The sequence below is a fragment of the Opitutus sp. ER46 genome, from assembly GCF_003054705.1.
Lineage (GTDB): Bacteria > Verrucomicrobiota > Verrucomicrobiia > Opitutales > Opitutaceae > ER46.
Genome location: NZ_QAYX01000018.1, coordinates 300,659 through 322,889 on the forward strand (window position 1 = coordinate 300,659; position 22,231 = coordinate 322,889).

Annotated in this window: 18 protein-coding genes; 13 read left to right on the top strand and 5 right to left on the bottom strand. The window is 67.8% G+C overall.

Annotation, left to right across the window (positions count from 1 at the left end; genetic code table 11):
* Positions 1-13 precede the first annotated feature (13 nt).
* From DB354_RS04720 to gndA, 6 genes are all read left to right on the top strand, one after another.
* The gene (locus DB354_RS04720) at positions 14-1,222 is read left to right on the top strand and encodes a molybdopterin molybdotransferase MoeA (protein ID WP_107834282.1); all 1,209 of its coding nucleotides are present in this window, start codon (positions 14-16) and stop codon (positions 1,220-1,222) included.
* A 44-nt stretch (positions 1,223-1,266) separates the two neighbouring features.
* Positions 1,267-1,740: a cyclic pyranopterin monophosphate synthase MoaC gene (moaC, locus tag DB354_RS04725; RefSeq protein WP_107834283.1), complete on the top strand. Its 474-nt coding sequence runs from the start codon at positions 1,267-1,269 to the stop codon at positions 1,738-1,740.
* Between the two features lie 11 nt (positions 1,741-1,751).
* Entirely contained in the window at positions 1,752-1,994 is a 243-nt protein-coding gene (locus DB354_RS04730; protein ID WP_107834284.1) for a MoaD/ThiS family protein, read from the top strand.
* Positions 1,995-2,076: 82 nt separating this feature from the next.
* A complete protein-coding gene (locus tag DB354_RS04735) occupies positions 2,077-2,547 on the top strand; it encodes a molybdenum cofactor biosynthesis protein MoaE (RefSeq protein ID WP_107834285.1) in 471 nt (156 codons plus the stop codon).
* A 62-nt stretch (positions 2,548-2,609) separates the two neighbouring features.
* On the top strand, positions 2,610-2,888 hold the full coding sequence (locus tag DB354_RS04740) for a hypothetical protein (RefSeq protein ID WP_107834286.1): 279 nt from the start codon (positions 2,610-2,612) through the stop codon (positions 2,886-2,888).
* Between the two features lie 128 nt (positions 2,889-3,016).
* Positions 3,017-4,519, top strand: a complete 1,503-nt coding sequence (gene gndA, locus DB354_RS04745; RefSeq protein ID WP_107834287.1) for an NADP-dependent phosphogluconate dehydrogenase — start codon at positions 3,017-3,019, stop codon at positions 4,517-4,519.
* A 177-nt stretch (positions 4,520-4,696) separates the two neighbouring features.
* On the opposite strand, the gene DB354_RS04750 is transcribed toward gndA, so the two are convergent.
* The gene (locus DB354_RS04750) at positions 4,697-5,446 is read right to left on the bottom strand and encodes a four helix bundle suffix domain-containing protein (protein WP_107834288.1); all 750 of its coding nucleotides are present in this window, start codon (positions 5,444-5,446) and stop codon (positions 4,697-4,699) included.
* 303 nt (positions 5,447-5,749) lie between these two features.
* Here DB354_RS04750 and DB354_RS04755 point away from each other — a divergent pair, with 303 nt between their 5' ends.
* On the top strand, positions 5,750-8,713 hold the full coding sequence (locus tag DB354_RS04755; protein ID WP_107834289.1) for a sugar-binding domain-containing protein: 2,964 nt from the start codon (positions 5,750-5,752) through the stop codon (positions 8,711-8,713).
* A gap of 6 nt (positions 8,714-8,719) precedes the next feature.
* On the opposite strand, the gene DB354_RS22600 is transcribed toward DB354_RS04755, so the two are convergent.
* Positions 8,720-10,303 carry a methyl-accepting chemotaxis protein gene (locus DB354_RS22600; RefSeq protein WP_146180110.1) on the bottom strand — a complete coding sequence of 528 codons (1,584 nt, stop codon included), beginning with the start codon at positions 10,301-10,303 and terminating at the stop codon, positions 8,720-8,722.
* Positions 10,304-10,674: 371 nt separating this feature from the next.
* On the opposite strand from DB354_RS22600, the gene DB354_RS04765 reads away from it, so the two are divergent.
* Positions 10,675-12,060, top strand: coding sequence for a pitrilysin family protein (locus tag DB354_RS04765; RefSeq protein ID WP_107834291.1), 1,386 nt, complete (start codon positions 10,675-10,677; stop codon positions 12,058-12,060).
* Complete coding sequence (locus DB354_RS04770; RefSeq protein WP_107834292.1) at positions 12,057-13,595, top strand: pitrilysin family protein; 1,539 nt, start codon at positions 12,057-12,059, stop codon at positions 13,593-13,595. The genes DB354_RS04765 and DB354_RS04770 overlap by 4 nt, the downstream gene beginning before the upstream one ends.
* A 113-nt stretch (positions 13,596-13,708) precedes the next feature.
* On the opposite strand, the gene gap is transcribed toward DB354_RS04770, so the two are convergent.
* Positions 13,709-14,695: a type I glyceraldehyde-3-phosphate dehydrogenase gene (gap, locus tag DB354_RS04775; protein WP_107834365.1), complete on the bottom strand. Its 987-nt coding sequence runs from the start codon at positions 14,693-14,695 to the stop codon at positions 13,709-13,711.
* A gap of 96 nt (positions 14,696-14,791) precedes the next feature.
* On the opposite strand from gap, the gene DB354_RS04780 reads away from it, so the two are divergent.
* Entirely contained in the window at positions 14,792-15,769 is a 978-nt protein-coding gene (locus tag DB354_RS04780) for a helix-turn-helix domain-containing protein (protein ID WP_107834293.1), read from the top strand.
* A 158-nt stretch (positions 15,770-15,927) separates the two neighbouring features.
* Here the strand turns inward: DB354_RS04780 and DB354_RS04785 are convergent, their stop codons facing one another.
* Positions 15,928-16,140, bottom strand: coding sequence for a hypothetical protein (locus DB354_RS04785; protein WP_107834294.1), 213 nt, complete (start codon positions 16,138-16,140; stop codon positions 15,928-15,930).
* A gap of 240 nt (positions 16,141-16,380) precedes the next feature.
* On the opposite strand from DB354_RS04785, the gene DB354_RS04790 reads away from it, so the two are divergent.
* Positions 16,381-17,913 carry a glycoside hydrolase family 28 protein gene (locus tag DB354_RS04790; protein ID WP_158277373.1) on the top strand — a complete coding sequence of 511 codons (1,533 nt, stop codon included), beginning with the start codon at positions 16,381-16,383 and terminating at the stop codon, positions 17,911-17,913.
* Positions 17,914-18,008: 95 nt separating this feature from the next.
* Here DB354_RS04790 and DB354_RS04795 read toward each other — a convergent pair whose 3' ends face one another.
* The gene (locus tag DB354_RS04795; RefSeq protein ID WP_107834296.1) at positions 18,009-20,429 is read right to left on the bottom strand and encodes a transporter substrate-binding domain-containing protein; all 2,421 of its coding nucleotides are present in this window, start codon (positions 20,427-20,429) and stop codon (positions 18,009-18,011) included.
* Between the two features lie 118 nt (positions 20,430-20,547).
* On the opposite strand from DB354_RS04795, the gene DB354_RS04800 reads away from it, so the two are divergent.
* Both DB354_RS04800 and DB354_RS04805 read left to right on the top strand, forming a co-directional pair.
* Positions 20,548-21,147, top strand: a complete 600-nt coding sequence (locus tag DB354_RS04800; RefSeq protein ID WP_107834297.1) for a mechanosensitive ion channel family protein — start codon at positions 20,548-20,550, stop codon at positions 21,145-21,147.
* A 162-nt stretch (positions 21,148-21,309) separates the two neighbouring features.
* Entirely contained in the window at positions 21,310-22,194 is an 885-nt protein-coding gene (locus tag DB354_RS04805) for a PfkB family carbohydrate kinase (RefSeq protein ID WP_158277374.1), read from the top strand.
* Positions 22,195-22,231: the final 37 nt, after the last annotated feature.

Below are 22,231 nucleotides of genomic sequence, written 5' to 3' on the forward strand. Positions count from 1 at the left end.
GCTAACCTTCCCCATGCTGACTCCCTCCGAAGCTGACAATGTGATCGCTGAGCGGGTGGTGGCGATGCACCGCCAGGACTGCCCGCTCGCCCAGGCGCATGGACGCGTGCTGCGGGTAGACCTCAAGGCCGACCGGGACCAGCCGCCGTACGACCGCGTAACGCTGGACGGCTACGCGCTGCGGAGCGCGGCGCTGGCGGCGGGCGAGCGCCGTTTCCAAGTGGGAGGAGTGCAGGCTGCGGGCATGCGACCCTTCAAGCTCGGCGCGGCGGCGACGGCGTGTCTCGAAGTGATGACGGGCGCGGCGCTGCCGGAAGGCGCGGATTGCGTGGTGCCGTACGAGGACGTGCAACGCGCGGGCGACACGGTGACGGTCACCGGCGCGGGACCGTATCCAGAAGGGCATGCCATTCACCGGCGGGGCAGCGATCATCGCGCCGAGGAGATCGTGGTGCGGGCGGGCACGCGGCTGACGGGCCGGGAGATCGCGGTGGCGGCGGCCTGCGGGCACGCGACGCTGACGGTGACGCAGCTGCCGAAGATCGCGGTGGTGTCGACGGGCGACGAACTCGTGGAAGTCGACATGCCGGTGGCCGCGCACCAGGTGCGGCGCAGCAATGACTACGCGTTGCGCGCGGCGCTGATCGCGGCGGGTTACCCGGAAGTGTCGCGTTTTCACCTGCGCGATGTGCCGCACGAGATCGAGCACCTGCTGTGGCACATCCTGGCCGAGTACGATGCGGTCGTCCTGGTGGGCGGCGTGTCGAAGGGGAAGTTCGACTTTGTGCCGCAGGAACTCGCGCGGCAGGGCGTGACGCGGCACTTCCATGGCGTGGCGCAGCGGCCGGGCAAACCAATGTGGTTCGGCACGACGGTGCGGCACGCGCTCGTCTTCGCGCTGCCGGGCAACCCGGTGTCATGCTACACCTGCCTGCACCGGTACGTGCTGCCGGCGCTGGCCCGGGCGAGCGGCTGGAACCAGCCGGCGCGACCACAGGCGGTCCTGAGCGAACGGGTGACGTTCACGGCGAATCTGACGTATTTCCTGCCGGTGGTGACGAGTTCGGGGCCGCAGGCGGAGCTGCGGGCGAAACCGTGCCCTACGAACACCTCGGGCGATTTCAGCGGCCTGCTCGGCACGACGGGCTTCGTGGAACTGCCGGCGGGGAGCACGACCTTTCCGGCCGGGACGGTCGCGCCCTTCTGGGCGTGGAGCTGCTGAGTTGCCACTTGTGACTTCGCCCGACCGCGCGATAGTCCGCCCCGATGTTGTCGCATGTGAACGAGCGTAATCAGCCCGCGATGGTGAATGTGGGTGACAAGCCGGTGACGCGGCGGACGGCGCACGCGGTGGCGGTCGTGGCGCTCCCGGCGGCGGTGGCCGCGCTGCTGAAGGACGGCGAGCTGCACAGCCGCAAAGGCCCGGTGTTTCAGACGGCGATCCTGGCGGGCGTGATGGGGGCGAAGCGGACGAGCGACCTGATTCCGCTATGCCACCCGCTGCCGCTGGACGATTGCCAGATCGAGATCGTGCCCGACGCGACACGCGGGGAGCTGGCAATTCACTGCCGCGTGCAGACGCAGGCGAGGACGGGCGTGGAGATGGAAGCGCTGACGGGCGCGACGGTGGCGGCGCTGACGGTGTACGACATGACGAAGGCGCTGTCGCACAACATCGAGATCCGGCAGGTGCGGCTGCTCGAGAAGACGGGCGGCAAGAGCGATTTCAGCGCCGGCTGAGGAGCGGGACCATGGCGCGGGTGCACATCCAGTATTTCGCGCTGCTGCGCGAGCAGCGTGGGCTCCGGGAGGAAACGCTCGAGACGGCGGCGGCGACGGCGGGCGCGTTGTACGCGGAACTGGCGGCGCGGCATCGTTTCACGCTGCCGGCGGAGCGGATCCGGGCGGCGGTGAACGACGAGTTCGTGGCGAACGCGGTGGCGCTGCGCGACGGTGATCGCGTGGTGTTCATCCCGCCGGTGGCGGGTGGCTGAGCGCGTTGCCGACGAGGCTGCGCGTGGCGACCGCTGGGTGCGGCGGCTTGCTCCGGGGCGGGAGGTGGGCTCAATCGCCGGCATGAACCGCCGCGCCTTCGAGTTCCGCATTTCGGCCACCCCGCTCGATCCGGCGGAGCTGAGGCGGACGCTGCTCGATGACCAGGCGGGGGCGTGCGTCACGTTCGAAGGCTGGGTACGCAATCGCAACGAGGGCCAGCCGGTGCTTTCGCTCGAGTACGAGGCGTACGCCACGCTCGCCGAAAAGGAGGGTGCTCGGATCCTGGCCGAAGCGCAGGAGAAGTACGCGCTCACCGGGGCTGCTGCGCTGCACCGGACCGGCCACCTGCAGTTGGGCGAGATCGCGGTCTGGGTGGGGGTGACGGCGCCGCATCGCGGAGCAGCCTTTGACGCCTGCCGGTACATCATCGATGAGGCAAAGGCCCGGCTGCCGGTCTGGAAAAAGGAGCATTATACTTCTGGATCAACGGTTTGGATCAATGGCGCCACCCGCGGCGCTCATGCGCAAGACACTGGCCCGACGGCTATTTAAAAAGGTGTGAGTTTGCCCTGTGCTCTGGACTCGGGGGTCTTGAGGCGCATGCTACCCGACCCATGTTTTCCGCCCTCTTCCTCGCCGCCGCGACCCGCTCCTTGAGCGCGCCCATGAGCATCTGGCTCAAGCTGGGCATCGCGGTGGTGGCGCTGATCATCGTGGTGAGCATCCTTCGGAAGCTCGCGCAGATGAACAAGGTGCTGCTCGCAGTGGTGGTTCTGTTGGTCTGCACCTTCGTCGGGTTCAACTGGATCTACGAACGGAACGAACCCGCTTGGGCGACGCCGGTGGTTTCAAAGCTGGCGAACTTCTTCCCCACGAAGAATTCCATGAAATAGCAGGTCGGTTTTCGGGCGGGGTCGCCCAAGGGCGTTACACCCGGCGATTTTGGGAGGGAGCCGGGGCAAATTCGGATTGGTTTTCCGATGCATTCGGATACGTGTCCTTTCCTTTCCCCCTTCCTGCCATGGCAAAACCTCAATCCGACATCGGACTCATTGGCCTAGCGGTCATGGGTCAGAACCTCGCGCTCAACATCGCCGACCACGGCTTTCAGATTTCGGTCTACAACCGCACCACCGAGAAGACCGACAAGTTCGTCGCCGAAAACCCCAATACCCCCGGCGGAGTCGTCGGCACGAAGACCCTCGAGGAGTTCGTGAAGTCGCTGGCGAAGCCGCGCAAGATCGTGATCCTCGTCCAAGCCGGCAAGGGCACGGACGCGGTCATCGACAGCCTGGTGCCGCTGCTGGACCAGAACGACATTGTGGTTGATGGCGGCAATGCGCTGTGGACGGACACGATCCGCCGCGAGAAGGCGCTCCGCGAAAAGGGCCTGCGCTTCATCGGCTCCGGCGTGTCCGGTGGCGAGGAAGGCGCGCGTTTCGGTCCGGCGCTGATGCCGGGCGGCGATCCGGCGGCGTACAAGGAGCTCGCGCCGGTCTGGAATGCGATTGCGGCCAAGGTCGACGCGAAGACCGGCAAGCAGTTGACGGGCGGCGCGCCGGGCAAGCCGATCCAGGGCGGGGTGCCGTGCGCGGCGTACATTGGCGAGAATGGCGCCGGGCACTACGTGAAGATGTGCCACAACGGAATTGAGTACGGCGACATGCAGATGATCTGTGAGGCGTATGCCCTCATGCAGGGTCTGCTCGGCCTGAAGGCCTCCGAGATGGGCGCCATCTTCTCCGAGTGGAACGAAGGCATGCTCGGCAGCTTCCTGATCGAGATCACCGCCGACATCCTGAAGCAGAAGGACCCGGCCTCGAAGAAGGCGTTCGTTGACGTCGTCCTCGACACGGCCGGCCAGAAGGGCACGGGCAAGTGGACGTCGGTGAGCGCGCTCGACATGGGTGTGCCGGCCCCGACGATCGCGGAATCCGTGTTCGCGCGCTGCCTGAGCGCGATCAAGGACGAGCGCGTCGCGGCGTCGAAGATCCTCAAGGGCCCGGGCAAGAAGTACAAAGGCTCGAAGAAGGCGCTGGTCGCGGCGATCCACGACGCGCTGTACTGCTCGAAGATCTGCTCGTACGCGCAGGGCTTCCAGCTCATGCGCGAGGCGCAGAAGGAGTACAACTGGAAGCTGAACTTCGGCGAGATCGCGCAGATCTGGCGCGGTGGCTGCATCATCCGCGCGGTGTTCCTGCAAAAGATCACCGAGGCGTACACCCGCAAACCGGACCTCGCGAACCTGCTGCTCGACCCGTACTTCAACAAGACGGTGAAGAAGGCGCAGGAGAACTGGCGCAAGGTGGTCGCGCTCGCGGTCGAGTGTGGCGTGCCGGTGCCGACGTTCAGCTCGGCGCTGGCGTACTACGACGGCTATCGCGCCGCCCGCCTCCCGGCCAACCTGCTCCAGGCGCAGCGCGACTATTTCGGCGCGCACACCTACGAGCGCGTGGACAAGCCCCGCGGCAAGTTCTTCCACGTCGACTGGCCCGAAGCCAACCGCCCGCAGCTCGAGATGTGAGCTCGGTTGGTTTTGGCACGGCGCGGCCCTGAGCCCGCCGCAAGACACGCGCAGCCCCCAACGGCTGCGCGTTTTTGTTTCCACGATGTGCGACGGGCGTGCCTTCTGCCGGACCCGGCTGATCCGACGGATCGGACTGATCAGTCTGATCCGTCGGATCTGAGGAATGGTCACACCTCACGCGGGGACGGTGCCCTTGCACTCGGGGTAGCGCGTGCAGCCCCAGAACTGGCCGCCCGGCGCCTTGCCGCTCTTTGCGGTCCGGAGCGCCGTGAGGCTGCCACACGTCGGGCAACGAGGTGCCGTCTCGGCATTGGGCGCGCGTGCGCGCTGCTTGAGCCGCTCGGTCGCGAGGTGCTCGGAGTAGCCGCCATCGGCAATGAAAGCGGCTTCCAGCGCGGCAACTTGCCGATCGAGCAGGAAGTTCGCCTGGTGAATCAGGCAGATGATCGCGTTGGCGCGCACGACTGGATCGGCGGCATCGAGCCATCGGGCGTAAAGCGCGTAGCGTTGGCTGTCGCTCAGGTCGGCGAGCGCGACGGCGCCCTGACCGTTCGATGGCTCAGACGCGCTACGCCCCACGGCGCGTACCGCAGTGGCCTCGAGACTGTCGGATGCCCATTGCGGGACACGCCGGTGGCGAAGGTAGTCTTCGTAATCGAGCAGCAGCTCCTCGAGGCTGGCGCGCGCGACGTTGATCAGGCGCAACTCCGTCTGCGAGGAGGTCGCGGAGGCGCGGCTGCCCTCGGCGATGTTTTGCCGGCCCGAACGCGCGGCCTGCACCATTTGATCGACGGTGCGGGAGCGCCCATCGAGGTACTTTTCGCAGAACCAGACGGTGGCATCGTAAATCAGCGTGGCCGTCTGGAAGCTCGCCGTGGTGCGATAACCTCCGCTTGCGCGCAGCTTGTGGTGGGGACCTTGCATGGGTGGCAGGTTGTGGGGTGAGGCCTACGTGATCCGACTGATCCGACTGATCCGACTGATCCGACTGATCCGACTGATCCGACTGATCCGACTGATTGGCCGGATCTGCCAAAATTTCCCGAGAAGTAAAAACAATTTACCTCCGGGTGCCGGTCTGTCCGATGTCGCGGGGGCAGGTTGGGGTTGATGAGGCGGCGGGGGTGGGCTGCGGTGGCGGCGGGTGAAACGCACCTTTCGGTGCCGGGACTCGTCTCCCCACGCATTCCGCGGCCAACCCGCCCCAGCTCCGCTCGAACTTTCGCCATGATCCGCTCCCTCCTCGCTCGTTCTGCTTTCGGCCTCTGGCTCGCCGGCGCCCCGCTCGCGGCGCACGCCGTCGAACGCACGGCTTACGATTTCAACCCCGACTGGCGGCTGCACGTCGGGGACCCGGAACGCGCGGCGGCCGCCGACTTCGACGATGCCCACTGGCGGCAGGTCACGCTGCCGCGGGCGTGGAACGAGGACGACGCGTTCCGGAAGGACATCGCGGAGCTGCCGACCGGCGTCGCGTGGTATCGCAAGACGTTCGTCCTGCCCGCGGACGCGGCCGACGCGAAGGTGTTCCTCGAGTTCGAGGGCGTGCGGCAGGGCGGAGAGTTCTACGTCAACGGTCAATGGATCGGCCGCCACGAGAACGGCGCGATGGCCGTGGGTTTCGACGTTTCGCGCTTCGTGCGCCCGGCGCCGGCGACGAACGTCGTGGCGGTGCGGACGGACAACGCGTGGGACTATCGCGAGCAGGCGACGAAGCAGCGCTTCCAGTGGTCGGACCGGAACTTCAACGCGAACTATGGCGGCATCCCGAAGAACGTGCGGCTGCACGTGGCGGACCGGCTGTACCAAACGCTGCCGCTCTACTCGCACCTGGGGACGACCGGGGTGTACGTGTACGCCGGTGACATCGACGTCACCGGACGTGCGGCGACGGTCACGGCCGAGTCGCAGGTGCGGAACGAGCGGGCGACGGCGCAGAGCGTGCGGTATGGCGTGACGGTGGCGGAGACCGACGGCCGCGTGGTGCGGACCTTCGCGGCGGCGCCGGTGACGATTGCGCCGGGCGAGACGGTGACGCTGAAGGCGGCCGAACGCGTGGGCGGGCTGAACTTCTGGAGCTGGGGCTATGGCTATCTCTACGACGTGACGACGACCCTCGAAGTGGACGGCCACGTCGTGGACCGCGTCGTGACGCGCACCGGTTTTCGCAAGACCGCGTTTGGCCACGGCATGGTGACGCTGAACGACCGCGTGCTGCAGATGCACGGGTACGCGCAGCGCACCTCGAACGAGTGGCCGGCGGTGGGGCTCTCGGTGCCGCCGTGGCTGAGCGACTTCAGCAACCGGCTGATGGTCGAGAGCGGCGGCAATCTCGTGCGCTGGATGCACATCACCCCGTGGAAGCAGGACGTTGAGTCCTGCGACCGCGTGGGCCTGATCCAGGCGATGCCGGCCGGCGATGCGGAGAAGGACGCGAGCGGCCGCTCCTGGGAGCTGCGCGTGGAGCTGATGCGCGATGCGATCATCTACAACCGGAACAACCCGAGCGTCCTGTTCTACGAGTGCGGCAACAATGAGATCAGCGAGGCGCACATGGCGCAGATGGAGGCGCTGCGGGACACGTTCGACCCGCATGGCGGCCGGGCGATCGGCGCGCGCAACATGCTCGGCAGCCAGGTCGCGGAGTACGGCGGCGAGATGCTCTACATCAATAAGAGCGCGCGGCAGCCGTTCTGGGCGATGGAGTACTCGCGGGACGAAGGCCTGCGGAAGTACTGGGATGAATTCTCGCCGCCGTATCACAAGGACGGCGACGGGCCGCAGCATCGCGGGCAGGACGCCGGCGCGTACAACCGGAACCAGGATTCGCACGCGATCGAGAACGTCACCCGCTGGTACGACTACTGGCGCGAGCGGCCGGGCACCGGGGCGCGCGTGAGCTCGGGCGGCGTGAACATCGTCTTTTCCGACACCAACACGCACCACCGCGGCGCGGAGAACTACCGTCGCAGCGGCGAGGTCGACGCGATGCGGCTGCCGAAGGACGGATTCTACGCGCACCGCGTGATGTGGGACGCGTGGGTCGACGTGGAGCGGCCGGCGGCGCACATCCTCGGGCACTGGAATTACGCACCCGGGGTGCGGAAAAACGTGTATGTGGTGTCGAGCGCCGAGGCGGTGGAGCTGTTCCTGAACGGGCAGTCGCTCGGCCGGGGTCAGCCGCGGGACCGGTTCCTGTTCACCTTCGAAAACGTGGCGTGGGCGCCGGGGAGACTCGTGGCGGTCGGGCTCGATGCCGCGGGCCGGCGCGTGTGCGCGGCCGAAGTGCAGACCGCCGGCGAACCGGCGGCGCTGCGGTTGCAGGCGATCACGAGTCCGCTCGGCCTGCGCGCCGACGGCGCGGACATGGCGCTGGTGGACGTCGAGGTCGTCGACGCGGAGGGGCGGCGCTGCCCGACGGCGTTGAACCTGGTGAGCTTTGAGCTGGAAGGCCCGGTGGAGTGGCGCGGCGGCATCGCGCAAGGACCGGACAACTACATTCTCGCGCGCACCCTGCCGGTGGAGTGCGGGGTGAACCGCGTGCTCGTGCGCTCGACCCCGCACGCCGGCCGGATCGTGGTCCGGGCCTCCGCGGCGGGCCTGAAGCCGGCGGGGGTTGAGTTCGCATCGCATGCGGTGGCGGTCAGTGGCGGGCTGGCGCGGACGCTGCCGGCAGCCGGGCTCCCGGGATACCTCGGCCGCGGGCCGACCCCGGCGGGGGCGTCTTTCGTGCCGTCCCGCATGCCGGTGGCGGTGCAGCGGGTGACGGCGGGGGCCAACGCCGACAAGGCGGCAGCGAGCTGCGACGACAACGAGAATACGGCGTGGGCCAACGGCGACGACCTGGCGACGGCGTGGATCGAGTACGAGTTCGCGCGCGACGTCCGGCTGACGGAGACAACATTGAAGCTCACCGGCTGGCGCCAGCGCAGCTACGCGATCCGGATCACGGTGGACGGCACCGAGGTCTTCCGCGGGGACACGCCGAAGACGCTTGGTTACGTGACGCTGCCCCTCAAGCCCGCGCCTGGCCGACGGCTCAAGCTCGAACTGCTGGCGGCCGGCACGAACAAGGAGGCGTTCGCCCTGAGTGAGATGGCCCGCAAGGAGAACGCCTCGACGGGGGCCGACCGGCTGGGCGCGAACACGCTCAGCATCATCGAGGCTGAGTTCTACGAGGCGGCGCGGTGACGCGGATCAGCGGAAGCTCAGGGAGTCGGCGGCCGAAGCGTCGTTTCGGCTGGCGACGACCGTGAGCGGGCCGCTGCGGGCGCAATGGCGCCGTACCGGATGCGGGCTGACGTGCGGCGGATGATGGGGCACGGCGCCGGAGTGCCTCGGGGCGCCGCTGGGGGCGGCCTGGGCGGCAGTCCGGCCGACGAGCGCGAGCAGGTCGTTCGCGTTCTGGCGCATCACCTCGGCCTGAGCATTGAGCTCCTCCGCGGCGGCGGCGGTCTCCTCGGCATTGCTGGCGCTGGTCTGGGTGACCTTGTCCATCTGGCCGACGGCGCTGTTCACCTGCGCGATGCCCTGGTGCTGCTCGGCGGAGGCGGCGGCGATCTCGTTGACCAGCGTGTCCATCAGCCGGGTCTTTTCGAGGATGCCGGACAGGGATCCCTCGACCTTGGTGGTGATCTCGACGCCGTGTTCACTCCGGGAAAGCGCGACCTCGATCTTGGCAGCGGTTTCCCGCGCGGAGGCGGCGGAGCGCTGGGCGAGCTGGCGCACCTCGTCGGCGACCACGGAAAAACCCATCCCGGCTTCTCCCGCGCGCGCGGCCTCGATCGCGGCGTTCAGCGCGAGGATGTTGGTCTGGAACGCGATCTCGTCGATCGAGCGGATGATTTTGGCGATGTCCTGGGAGGAAGTCCGGATCTCGGCGACTGCCAGGCGCATCTCGGCCATGTCGGTGGCGCCCTGGTTGGCGGCCGCCGTTGCCTCGCCGGAGAGGTTTTTGGCCTTCTGGGCGCCGTCGGCGTTGCTGCGCGCCATGCCGGCCACCTCCTCGAGTGACGCCCCGGTTTCCTCGAGCGACGCCGCCTGCTCGCTCGCGCCCTCGGCGAGGGACTGGCTCGAGGCGGAGACCTGGCCCGAGGCGGCCGCCACCTGGCTGGCACTTTCTGCGATCGAGTCGGCGATGCGGGTAAGGTCGCGGCGGGTCTTGGCCGTGATCAGCCAGGCGATGGCGATGCCAGCGACGAGGGCGATCACGGCGGTGAGATCGACGATCCGGACGGTGCGGACCACCCGCTCCTGGATCATGGGTCCCAGCGCATTCTGCTCCGCAATGATCGCGAGCTTGCACTCTTCCGCGGCGGCGCCGATCTGCGTGCCAATTTTCCGCATGCGGTCGGCGATCGCCGTCACGGTGGCGGGATCAGCGCCGCCCTGGATGGCGGCGACGAGTTCGGAGAAACGTTGCGCATGTTCGGTGACGCCGCGCTCGACGTTGGCGATGATCGCCACGCGTTCGGGCGCAGAGATCTGCTGTTTCGCGTCGCCGAGCAGCGCGTTCACGGTCGCGTGCCGCGATTCATATTCCCGGATCTTTTCGGGGGTGTGCAGCTCCTGGAAATCCTTCACTGCGACGCGCATCTCGAGCACGTTGGCCTGCACGCGGCCGAGGAGCATCGAATCCCGGGCCAATTCACGATAGGCGATGAAACCGTCCTTGCCGGTGTTGAGCCCGTGGCGGGCCACGAGCGCGAGGACACTGGCGACAAGGAGGAGGAGCGCGAACCCGGTGATGACCTGGCGCGCGATGGTGGTGGGCTTCTTCATGGGTGGGAGGGAGAGGACGGTGGTGGCGAACGTGGACCCTTCGGCCGCGGCCGACTTTCCTTCAATCACCGGAGGCCGCTTGCGTGTTTGTACCCAGAAACAGGTTACGTAACGCTGCCGCGCGGCGCGCCGCAATGCACCCCGCTGACAACGGGGGTGGGCAGATATCCTCAGCCGGGCCGCGCCCCATCGTGCAGACTGCACGCTCCGGCCGTGGGTTCTGGCCGCTCAACCTGCGGGCGGACCGGCGGTCGGCATCGGGTTTGACGGGGGCGGGATGACGGAATTGGTTGGCTCCCATTTCACTCCGCCCGCGGCCCCGGCCGCGGCGGGCCCTGCAACGGGCGGTTTTCGCCCTGATCCCGTACACCATGTCTCATCTGTCTGCTGCTGCCGTCCCGGCGCCCCGCCCGCGTGGCGGCGTCTGGCGGCGATTCCTGCCGGCGCTGCTGCTCGCCGCCACCGCGGTCTGCGGAAGCCCCGCTTCCGCCGCGGTGTTTCCCTACGCGTACACCAAGGAAGTGCTGCCCAACGGGCTCACGGTCATCGTGGTCCCGATGGAAAGCCCCGGTGTCGTCGCCTACTACTCCATCGTGCGCACCGGCAGCCGCGACGAGGTGGAGGCCGGCAAGTCCGGCTTCGCCCACTTCTTCGAGCACATGATGTTCCGCGGCACGGCGAAGTATCCGTCGGACGCCTACGAGGCCATCATCACGAGGATGGGCGCGAGCACGAACGCCTTCACGACCGACGACCTCACGGCCTACCACCTACTGTTCGGCAAGGAGGACCTCGCCCAGGTCATGGAGATCGAGAGCGACCGGTTCCAGAACCTCGCCTACTCCGAGCAGGCCTTCCAGACCGAGGCCGGCGCGATCTATGGCGAGTTTCGCAAGAACATCACCAGCCCGTTCAGCCTGCTGAACGAGAAAATGCAGGACCTCGCGTATGACGTGCACACGTACAAGCACACGACCATGGGCTTCGAGGCCGACATCAAGGCCATGCCCCAGGGCTTCGAGTACAGCCGCTCGTTCTTCAACCGCTTCTACCGGCCGGACAACGTCGTGCTGCTGATCGTGGGCGACGTGGAGCCCACCCCCACCCTCGCGCTCGTGCGCCGCTACTATGGCGCCTGGAAACCGGGATACGTGCCTCCGCGGGTGCAGCCGGAGCCGCCGCAGCGCGGCGAGCGGACCGGTGAGGTGACCTATCCCGGCAAGACGCTGCCGATCCTCGACATCGCCTACAAGGGCGAGTCCTTCCAGCCCAACGACCGCGAGTACGTCGCGGCGCTGCTCATCGAGGAACTGGCCTTCGGCGAGACCAGCGAGCTGCACAAGAAGCTCCTGATCCAGGAGCAGAAGGTGCAGATGCTCGGCGCGAGCGTGCCGATGAACCGCGACCAGCCGCTGTTCGAGATCTACGCGATGGTGAAAAAGCCCGAGGACGTCGGCTACGTGCGCGACGAGGTCTACCGCACCCTGGAGACCTTCCAGCGCACGCCGGTGGACACCAAGCGCCTCGAGGACCTGAAGCGCCGCAACAAATACAGCTTCCTCATGAGCCTCGACACGCCTGATGCCGTGGCCCGGGGGCTCGCGCGCCTGCTTGCCCTTACGGGGGATCTTTCGTCGATCGAGATGCTTTACGCCCAGATGGAGAACCTGACGCCGGCCGACATCCAGCGCGCCGCGCAGACCTACTTCACGCCGGAACGCCGCACCGTGGTGGTGCTGAAAGGAGCCAAGTCATGAACGCCCTCATTGCCTCTCTCCGCCGCGCCCTGCCGGCGCTCCTGCTGACCTGCACCCTGCCGGTGCTGGCGCCGCTGCACGCGGCCCCCGCCGCGGCGACGACGACCAAGGACGCGGTGCTGCTGCCGGTGCCGAACGATCCCAGCGTGTCATTCCGGCTCTGGTTCAAGGTCGGCGCGCAGGATGATCCCGCGGGCAAGGAAGGCCTTGCCGCCCTCACCGCGGCGATGCTGACCGATGCCGCCACGCGCCAGAACTCGTACGAGCAGATCCTTGACCGCCTCTTCCCGCTCGCGGCTGGCTACTCCGCCTCGCCGACGATGGAGATGACCGTGATCCACGGTCGCACGCACAAGGACAACCTCGAGGAGTTCTACCCGCTGTTCGTCGACGCCGTGCTCAACCCGGCGTTCAAGCCGGAGGACCTCGACCGCATCAAGAGCCGCACGCTCAACCTGCTCGAGACCACGCTGCGCTTCGCGAGCGATGAGGAACTCGGCAAGGCGGTGCTCTACCAGGAAATCTTTGCCGGCACGCCGTACGGGCATCTTCCGGCCGGCACGGTGGCGGCCCTGAAGAGCATCACCGTCGACGACATCAAGGCCTTCTACACGCAGCACTACACACGGGACAACGTGGTGATCGGCCTCGGTGGCGGCTACGCGCCGGCGCTGGTCGACCGCCTCCGCGCGGACCTGGCCAAGCTTCCGGCCGGCGCGCCCGCCGTGGTGCCGGCCCCGCAGCCGAAACCAATCTCCGGCCTGCGCGTAACCCTGGTCGAGAAAGACGCCACCGCGACCGCGCTGAGCCTCGGGTTCCCGATCGACGTGCTCCGCGGCAGCAAGGACTGGTATGCGCTGGCGATCGCCAACTCGTGGCTGGGCGAGCACCGCAACTCGGGGTCGCACCTCTACCAGGTGATCCGCGAGACGCGCGGCCTGAACTACGGCGACTACTCGTACATCGAGCACTTCCCGAACGGCGGGCAGCGCTTCCTGCCGCCCCAAAACGTGGCGCGCCGGCAGCAGATCTTCGAGATTTGGATCCGCCCGGTGCCCAACGAGGCCCGCCACTTCGCCCTGCGCGCTGCGCTGCGCGAGTTCCGGCAGCTCGTCGACGGCGGCATGAGCGCGGCCGACTTCGAGACCCGGCGCGAGTTCCTGAAGAAGTACGTCGTGCACTACGCCACGAACACGAACGAGCGGCTCGGCTACGCGATCGATGACGCCTTCTACGGCCTCAAGGAAAGCCATCTCGCAACGTTCCGACGCATGATGGACGAGCTCACGGTCGCGGACGTGAACGCGGCGATGAAGCGGCACTGGCGCTACGAAAACATGCAGATCGTCGCGGTGACGCCGAAGGCGGCGGCATTCGCGGACGCCCTCGTGGCGGACGCGCCGAGCCCGATCACCTACAGCTCGCCGAAGCCGGACGCCGTGCTGACCGAGGACAAGGTGATCAGCACGTATCCGCTGAAGATCTCGCGGGAGAATATCCGCATCGTCCCGGTGACGGAGCTCTTCGCCAAATAGAGTCAGGGCGCGCCTGCGACGCGCCGGCACACGTTTCAGGCCGGGTCGGGAGTCTGCTCCCGGCCCGGCCTTTTTGTCGGTTGAGCTGAGGCGTCGGGGCGGCCCGCACCGGCTCAGCGGACTGCGGCCAGGTCGAGCAGCTTGCTCGCGTAGCCCCACTCGTTGTCGTACCAGGCGATCAGCTTCACGAACGTTGGATCGAGCTGGATGCCCGCCTTGGCGTCGAAGATCGCGGTGCAGCCCTCGTCGCGGAGGTCGGTCGAGACGACGTCCTCGTCGGTGTAGCCCAGGATGCCGCGCAACGGACCCTCGGACGCGCGTTTCATGGCCGCGCAAATGTCGGCATAACTCGCCGGCTTCTCCAACTCGCACGTCAGGTCGACGACCGAGACGTCCGGCACGGGCACGCGGAACGACATGCCCGTGAGTTTGCCCTTCAACGCCGGGAGAACCTTGGTGACGGCCTTGGCGGCGCCGGTGGTGGCCGGGATGATGTTGTCGAGGATGCCGCGCCCGAAGCGCCAGTCCTTGCCGGAGACGCCGTCGACGGTCTTTTGCGAGGCGGTGACGGCGTGGACGGTGGTCATGAGGCCGCGTTTCAGGCCGAACTCGGCGTCGACGACCTTGGCGATGAGCGCGAGGCAGTTGGTGGTGCACGAGGCGGCGGAGATGACGGTTTCGCCCTGGTAGCGCTCGTGGTTCACGCCGTAGACGAACACCGGGGTGTCGTCCTTCGCCGGCGCCGAGAGGATCACGCGGCGAGCGCCGGCCTGGAGGTGGCCCTGGGCTTTCTCGGTCGTGAGGAAGATGCCGGTGGACTCGATCACGAGATCGACGCCCGCGTCGCGCCAGGGCGTCTCGGCCGGGACGCGCGCGTTGCTGACGCGGATGAGGCGGTCGCCGACGCGGAGGTGGCCGTTTTCAACAACGACCGGTTGGGCGAGACGGCCGTGGACCGAGTCGTATTTGAGCAGGTACGCGAGTTGTTCGGCGCTGAGCAGGTCGTTGACGGCGACCACCTGGACGTCGCTGCGCGCCAGAGAGGCGCGAAACGCCATCCGCCCGATACGTCCGAAACCGTTAATGCCAATCTTGATCATGGTGTGTATCTCCTTCGTCCCCAGCATACCGCGTTGGCGGCGTGGCCGAAAGGACGATGGGATTGCAAATTCGGACAAGTTGGCCAGCGTGGCCGCATGCGCCGAACTGCCCAACGCGTCTGGTTCCTGATCCCGCCCCGCACTGGCATGCTGAACATCGCGGGCCCGTGGGAGGTGCTGGGCCACGCCAACGAAATCCTCGGCCGCACCGCGTACGAGCTGGAGGCGTTTGGCACGGCGGCGCCGGCGACCCCGACACGGCACGGGCTGATGCTCGCGGGCCTGCAGCCGCTGCCGGAGGAGGTGCCCACGCCACCGGATATGGTGATCCTGGCCGGGGCATCGGCGCAGGAGCCAGTGCCGGAGGATCACGCGCCTTTTGTGACCTGGCTCGAGCGTCACCACGCGGGGATTCGCCGCATCGTGTCCATCTGCACGGGTGCGCTGCTGCTCGCGCGGGCGGGGCTGCTCGATGGCCGGCGCGCGACGACGCACTGGCTGCATTTGCCGCTCTTTCGCTCCCGGTATCCGAAGGTGAAGGTCGTCGACGAAGGCATCTTCGTACAGGACGGCCCGATGTGGACGTCGGCCGGCGTGACGGCGGGAATCGACCTGGCGCTCGCGCTGGTGGAGGAGGATCACGGCCATGCCGTGGCGATGCAGGTGGCGAAGCGGATGGTGCTATTCCTGCGGCGCTCGGGAAATCAGGCGCAGTTCAGCGAGGCGCTGCGGCGGCAGGAGAAGGCACCGCCCCGGTTGCGCGAGGTTGCCGGCTTCATCGTCGAGCACATCCACGAGGCGATGCCGGTGGATCGGATCGCCGCGGAGGTGGGCATGAGTCCGCGCACGCTCAGTCGTTGGTGCCGGGAGCATCTCGACGGCTCACCGGCGGAGGTGGTGCGACGGATCCGGGTCGACGAGGCGCGGCGGCTCCTGACGGAGACGGATCTCCCTCTGAAGGAAGTCACGGTCCGCAGCGGCCTGGGCGACACCAGCACGTTTTGGCGGGTGTTTACGCAAGACCTGGGCGTTACGCCGACGGAGTATCGTCAGCGTTTCGCGAAGCTCAGCTGAGGGCGTCGGGCCGATGATCGGCCAGCAAAGCACAGAGGTGGATGTGGCCCCTCAATCCCTCAATCCCTCAATCCCTCAATCCCTCAATCCCTCAATCCCTCAATCCCTTATGAGAGAATGAGTAAGAGGAAGAGTAAGAGAAAGATGCAGCCCCGAGCCTAGGCGGCAGGGCGGAGAGTCAGGGAGCGCTCGACGGCGAGGCGCTCTGCGTTCGTGGCGAGACGAACGTCCTTGGCGGGAATCCAAAGGCTGCCCGTCGGGAACCGCACGCTGTAGTGCAGCCCGATTTCCGGGTACGTATGCGAGGCGAGGACGCGACCGGTCTGTCCGGTGAATTCACCGGCGGTGGCGACGATGTACTGGTTTTTCATCAAAAGCAGAGCCCGGCTCGGGGCCGGGCTCGGCAGGACGTTAGCAGATCAGCCCCCGCTTTGCTGCGCAGCTTTTGTCCCAGCCAAAGTGCAGCCGGTGCGCAGTTGGCGGCGCCAAAACCGGCCGGCCAAAGGGCCAATCTGTCTGACAAGAACGGGAGTTGAGACCGTGCCGGCGCCGCCCGACGCTGAGGTCCTGTGGTTGCGGCGATGGGCGCCGACCCGATATTTTTCCCCTCCATGCGTGCTTTCCTCGGCCTCGTTTTCACCGTCCTCCTCGCGCTCCCCGGGCTGGCGGCGTCTTCTTCAACCCTGGCTCCCCTGCGGGCTTTTGTGGCGCCGCAGACCCTGCGTTCGGATGAAGTCACCCTCATCTGGGAAAAGGCCCTACCGGGCACCGCGGTGACGTACCAGATCACGCGCGACAGCGTGACCGTGGGGCGGACGACCGCGACGCACTTCACGGCCAAGGGGCTCACGCCGGCGACGGATGTCGCGCTGGTGGTGGCGGCACTCGACGCCTCCGGCCGCGAAGTGGCGCGCAGTGCGCGGCTGGTGCTCAAGACTCCCGCCAAGGAGACGGTGCTCAACGTCGAGAGCTTCGGCGCCAAGGGCGACGGGCAGACCAGCAACACGAAGGCCATCCAGGCCGCGATCGATGCCTGCCCGGTGGGCGGTGTCGTACTGATCCCGCGCGGGGTGTTCGTGAGCGGGGCGCTCTTCCTGAAGAGCGACATGACGCTCGAGGTGGCGGCGGGCGCCACGCTCCAAGGTTCGGCGGTGCTGGCTGACTACGAGCCCTTCATTCGCAATCGCTTCGAAGGCTGGGAACTCGACACCTACGCGAGCCTGCTGAACGCCGGGCGGCTCGATCACCAGGGCCCCGCCAACGTCCGCAACCTCAGCATTCGCGGCGCGGGCCGGATCGCGGGCGGCGGCTGGCCCCTGGGCAAGGCGATGATCGCGGCGCGCGGCATCCGCAGCCGGGCCCGGCTCATCCTCCTGATGAATTGCGAGAACGTGGAAATCCAGGGCGTCACGCTCGAGGAGCCGCCCGCCTGGACGCTTCATTACCTGTATTGCGAGAACGTCACCTGCCACGACCTCACGATCACAACCGCGGTGCGCAACGGCGACGGCATCGACCCCGATTCCTCGCGCCACAGCTACATCTTCAACTGCACCTTCGACACGGGCGACGACTGCATTGCCATCAAGTCGGGCAAGAACCCGGAAGGTAACCGCATCAACCGCCCGACCGAGCGCGTCTGGGTCTTCAACTGCGTGTTCAAGCGCGGCCACGGCATTTCCATCGGCAGCGAAATGTCCGGCGGCGTGCGCGACGTGCTCGTGCAGGACTGCGTCGCGGGCAACCTCATGCACGGGCTCCAGATCAAGGCGACGCCGGAGCGCGGCAACGTCGTCGAGGGCGTGGTGGTGCGCGACTGCGATCTCCAGAAGATCAGCATCCTCACCGCCCTGCCCTACAACAACGACGGCGAGGCCGCCCCGGAGGCTCCGTACTTCCGCAATTTTCGCTTCGAGAACCTCGACCTGACGAAGGCACCGGCGAACACCGCGGTGGTGCTCGTCAACGGCTTCGCCCAGCCGGGCCACCGGACCAAGGGCGTGACCTTCGACCGCGTGCGCCTGCCCGCCGGGGCGGTGGTGCAGGTGAAGCTTGCGGAAGACGTGCGATTCACCGGCGTCACCACCGCCGACGGCAAGCCGCCGACCTACCAGGTGACTGAGTCCGAGCGCGTGGTGTACTGAGGGCGGAAGCCAGAGGCCAGAAGCCGGAAGCCGGAGGCCGGAAATCTGATGTCAGGAATCAGAGGTCAGAAGACCATGGACAAAGGCCGTTCCGGTTAGGACTTCGCGCGCAGGAGGCTGTGGAGCTGCGTCTCGAGCAATGACACCGTAAGGGGTTTGTGGATGCAGCGGGAGACGTGGAGTCGGTGGGCTTCGGCTTCCTCGGCCTCGCTGAAGAAACCGCTCGCGAGCACAATCGGCTTCTCCGGATCCAGCGTGCGGACCGCGCTGACGAACTGCAGCCCGTTCATGCCGGGCATGGCGAGATCGGTGATGATCAGCCGGAACCCGTCCGGGCGGGCGCGGTACGCCGCCAACGCCTCCTCGGCGCGGCTGAAGGCGGTGACACGATAGCCGAGCTGCGTCAGCGCCTGCCGCACGCCGCGCAGGCAGTCGTCGTCGTCGTCCACCAGCAGGATCATCTCTCCCCGCCCGCTGGCGGGCTTGGGTTCGGGCTCGCGGAACAGCGCCGGCGGCGCATCGCTCACCGGGAAGTACAGGTCAAAGCGCGTGCCGTGGCCGAGCTCGCTCGCGACGGTCACCGCGCCGCCGTGCTGGTGCATGATCCCGTGCACGACCGACAGCCCGAGCCCGGTGCCCTCGCCGGCGGGCTTGGTGGAAAAGAACGGCTCGAAGATGCGGGGCAGGACGTTCGGCGGGATGCCCGGTCCGGTGTCCTGCAGGCCGATACGAACATAGCGGCCCGGCGGCAGCCCGGGCGGCGGCATGCGATCCGGCGCGGGGAACTCCACCAGATCCTCGGTCAAGGTGAGGCGGCCGGTTGACCCGCGCAGCGCCTGCACCGCGTTCATGCCGATGTTCATGAGCACCTGGTGCAGCTGACCGGGGTCAGCCATGACGGGCGGTAAGCCCGGGGTGGCCCGGAACTCCAGCGTGACGGTGCTGCGCGCGGCGGAGCGGAGCAGGTCGAGCGTTTCCTGGATCACGGGCCCCGTGTGCAGCGGCTGCTTCACCGTGGCCTGATGACGCGAGAACGTGAGAATCTGACGCACGAGCTGGCGGGCCCGGCCGGCCGCCTGCATGACGCGCTGCAGCAGTTCAACCTCGGGCCGATCGGGCGGCAGCGTGAGCAGGCTGACCTCGGTGTTGCCGAAGATGGCGGTCAGGATGTTGTTGAAATCGTGGGCCACGCCGCCGGCGAGGGTGCCGATGGCCTCGAGTTTCTGGCTCTGCATCAGCCGCTGCTCCTGTTCGCGGAGCTGTTCGCGCGTGCGGACGGCATCGGTGGCGTCGGCCAGCGACAAGAGGGTGTGCTGGCCCAGCGGGCCGACCTTCACGCGCCACCACGCGGCCTTCCCGGCGCGCTGGTATTCGAATTCGGCGGTGCCGCCGCGGGCGATGGCGGGGGTGAGTTGCTCCAGCAACGGAGCCTCGGAGTCGAGGACCTGTCGGAGCGGCGTGCCGGTTGGGAGCGGCGCGGCGCCGAGCAGGGCGAGCGCGGCCGGGTTGATCTGGCGGACGTTCAGTTCGCCGGCGGCGTCGCGTTCCAGCACGACGAGCCCGTCGTGCGCTCCCTCGAAGAGCGTGCGATGCCATTCCTCGCTGGCGCGCAGCGCCTCCTGCTGGCGCAGAATCCGTCGTTGCAGGCGCCGCAGCCGCACGACGGCCCAGAGGGAAACGATGAGCGCGAGGCCCAGCCCAACCGCGACGGCGAGGGAGACCTGCAACGCGGAGTACCCGACGGGTTCGATGTGGCCGAACCACTGCTCGTGAATTTCGTCGAAGCGGCCCGTCCGCACAAGGATCGCAAGGCCCTCGTTGATCCGGGCGAGGAGCTCGGAATTGGAGCGGTGGACGGCAAAGCAATAGCGAACCTCGTAATGCGGCACCTTGGCGGGCAGCGCGCGGATGTTCTTGAGACCGATGTGGTGCGCGAGCGCGAGGCCGCTCAGGCGACCCACCAGCGTGGCGTCGGCCTCGCCGCGGGCGACCTTCTGCAGCGTATCCTCGACCGACCGCGCAGGCACAATGGCGGCTTCGAAGCCCGCGCGCCGCAGGACCGTTTCGCCGAGACTGCCCTGATGCACGGCGACTCGCAGGCGGCGCAGATCCGTGAAGGAGGAAACGCGCCGATCGCCGACCCGGACAAAAATGGCTCCCGCCATCGTGGTGTACGGCACCGAGAAACCGACCTCCTTGGCGCGCTCCGGGGAATCCGCGTAGCTCTGCAGCAGGTCGAGCCGGCCCTCACGAAAGGCCGCGTTGATCTCCTGGGTGGGACCTTCCACCCGCTCGAACCGCAGCGCCATGACGCGTTCGATCTCACGGGCAAGGTCGTAGGCGAAGCCAGCAATGTTCCCCTGCGCGGTGCGGTAGGAAAACGGATAGTTGTCGACCAGCACGCCCACGCGGGCGTCGGGCGTTGTGACTTCATCGGCAGCCCGAAGGGGCACGACGAGCGTGCCGATCAGGCAGAAAAGGCTGGTGGTCCAACGGGGGTAGACGGAGGCCCGCACGCCGGAAGACTACCGGCGGTCTCGCGGCAGACAATCCTGCAGCCAGGACACGTCTCCATGATAGCCGCATGGCGCCATCCGGTGAACCTTGTCGGCGGGGGCTGGTCTCCGGCGGGGCATGACCACGCGGTTTCCCGATCTCACTGACCTCCTCCCCACCCTCGCCGCCGCCGTGCCGACGGCGCTGCTGATCGGCGCCGGGGCCATCTTTCTGCACTTTGCACTTCGGCGCGGACTCCGCGTGCTGACGCGACGGACCAGCTTCACCGAGGCGGACATCGCGCCGGTGCAACGCTTCCTCAAATGGGTCATCGTGATCGCCGCGCTGGTGCTGATCCTCGGCGCCTTCGGGCTGAACGTCGGCGGCTTCTGGGGCGTCATCTCGACCATCCTCGCGATGGTGGCGATCGGGTTCGTCGCGGTGTGGAGCGTGCTCAGCAACACGCTCTGCACGGTCATCATCATGCTGTACCGGCCGTTCTCGGTCGGCGACGAGGTCGAGTTTGTGGGGGAGCAGGTGAAGGGCGTCGTGGCGGACCTGAACTTCGTGTACACGACGCTCGACGCGGGCGACGGCTCGGTGATGCAGGTGCCGAATAACCTGTTTTTCCAGCGCGTCATTCGCCGGCGGCGCGGCGAAGCCACCGCGGCGGCCGTGGTGCCGCTCCGTCCCAAACCGCCGGAGAGTGACGCCCCCGCGCCGGTCCCGGCGACCTGACGGGCCGATGCGGTCGTCGCGATGGCGGCGGGCGGAAACCGGCGACTGACCAAATTGTCAGTGGCGGGGCGTTGTCAGCCGCGAGGCCCGAGACATCCTGCCGGCTGCCAGCAAGATCGGGCGGAACCGCCTGTCCGCCCGCTTCCTTCAAAGCTCCTCCTCATGACGGTCCATCGTTCCTCTCCCCGTGTGGTGTGCTTCGGTGAAGCGCTCTGGGATTTCCTCCCCCGGGGCCTGTTCCTGGGCGGCGCGCCGCTGAACGTGGCGTATCATCTCTCCCGACACGGTCTCGACGCCGTGCCGGTGAGTGCGGTCGGCCGCGACGCGCTTGGCGACGAGGCGCTGCGCCGGGTGACCGGCTGGCGGGTGGAAACGCGGGGGATCGCCCGCGTGGCGCGGCGGCCGACGGGCGTGGTGCGCGTGACGCTCGACGCGCAGGGCCTGCCGCACTTCGACATCGAGCGCGGCGCGGCGTGGGATGCGATTCCGGCGCCGCGCAAGGGACGACGGGAGCTGGGGCCGGCGGCCATCGTGTCCGGTTCGCTGGCGCTGCGCAGCCGGGCCAACCGCGCGGTGCTCGAGGGCCTGTGGCGCCGCTGGCCGGACGCGCTCCGCGTGTGCGACCTGAACCTGCGGCCGCCTTACGACCGCGGGCCCGGCGTGGCGCTGGCGCTGCGGCGGGCGCAGATGCTCAAACTCAATGACGGCGAACTTGCGCGCCTCGTCGACCGCCCCCACCTCCGGCCGAAGGAACTGGCATCAGCCGCGGCCCAGGTCGCGGCGAAGCACGGCATCGAACGCGTCTGCGTGACGGCCGGGGCGTTTGGTGCCGGTCTGTGGTGGGACGGCAAATGGCTCTGGGAGGATGGCCGCCCGGTGCACGTCGAGGATACGGTCGGCGCCGGCGATGCGTTCTTGGGCGCGCTGCTCGGGCGAATTCTAACGGGCGTAAAAGTGTCTGCGGCGCTGGCACAAGCGTGCCGGGTGGCTGAGTTTGTCGCCGGTCAGGACGGCGCGACGCCCGCCTATGCAGCCGACGACTTTTAGGTGCCCGCTCTTCCCTGTTTTCCGCACCCTCACTCAA